1 protein-coding gene is annotated in these 1,251 nt (G+C 63.1%); it reads right to left on the reverse strand.

Annotated elements, in window-relative coordinates:
• Positions 1–18: 18 nt before the first annotated feature.
• A protein-coding gene (locus tag IP83_RS11305; protein ID WP_156309683.1) for an IS3 family transposase occupies positions 19–1,187 on the reverse strand; the annotation gives its coding sequence in 2 pieces (ribosomal slippage) (positions 19–935 and positions 935–1,187; 1,170 coding nt in all).
• Positions 1,188–1,251: the final 64 nt, after the last annotated feature.

The raw sequence follows: 1,251 nt of genomic DNA on the forward strand, positions 1-1,251 counted from the left end.
TGACCTGCCACGGGACTTTCATCCAGCTCTGATTAGAGCCTCGACGGTTGTGGTTATGCCTTTCGGCGCCATGTTTGCAATGGGGCCAGGCATGCCTGGCCCCATTGCAAAAATCGTTTCCGCGTAGCTGGCCGGGGTCTGGTATCCGATCGAGGAGTGGGGGCGGCAGGTGTTGTAATCCTCCGCCCACTCCCGGATCACGGCACGGGCATGGTCGAGGCTGTGGAACAGCGTCTCGTTGAGCAGTTCGTCCCGCATCCGCCCGTTGAAGGATTCCACATAGCCATTCTGCATCGGCTTGCCCGGTGCGATGTAGTGCCACTCGATCGCGTGGTCCTTGCACCAGGCCAGGATTGCATTGGCGGTGAACTCGGTCCCGTTATCACTGACGATCAGCCCGGGTTTGCCGCGCCATGCGATGATGTCGGTCAGTTCGCGCACCACTCGGCGCCCGGAGATCGACGTGTCGGGGATGGCGGCGAGGCACTCCCTGGTAACGTCATCGACGATATTGAGCACGCGGAACCGCCTGCCACAGGCGAACTGGTCATGGACAAAGTCCAGGCTCCAACGGGCATTGGGCCGCGCTTCCACCAGGATCGGAGCCCGCGTGCCGACGGCCCTGCGCCGGGCTCGACGCTTGCGCACGCCCAAGCCTTCCTCCCGATAGAGCCGGTAGACGCGGTTGATGCCCGAAGGCTCTCCTTCCCGCCGCAGCAGGATGTGCAGCCGGCGATAGCCGAACCGGCGCCGCTCGTTGGCAAGCTCGCGCAAACGCACGCGCAACTCCGTCTCCGGCGGCCGCCGGGACTGGTAGCGAACGCTTTTGCGATCAGCTTCAATGACACGGCATGCCCGCCGCTCGCTCATCCCGTGATGGTCCGCGAGATGAACAACCGCTCTGCGCCTGGCAGCGGGCGTTACCAATTTTTTGACAGAAGATCCTTCAGCGCCGCGTTGTCCAGCATGGCATCCGCCAGAAGGCGCTTCAGCTTGGCGTTCTCGTCCTCCAGCGAGCGCAACCGCTTCGCCTCCGATACTTCCATGCCGCCGTACTTGGCCTTCCAGTTGTAAATCGTCGCCTCGGATATGCCGTGCCGCCGAGCCAGGTCGGCGGTCTTCGCGCCGGCCTCCGCCTCCTTCAGCACCCCGATGATCTGCTCTTCCGTAAACCTCTTGCGCTTCATCTCGTCCGTCCTCGTGAGGGCCGGACTCTAATCGCAACTGGAGGAAATTACCCGTGGCAGGTCA

It is taken from the genome of Novosphingobium sp. AAP93 (assembly GCF_001296055.1).
In the GTDB taxonomy this organism is placed as follows: Bacteria; Pseudomonadota; Alphaproteobacteria; order Sphingomonadales; family Sphingomonadaceae; genus Novosphingobium.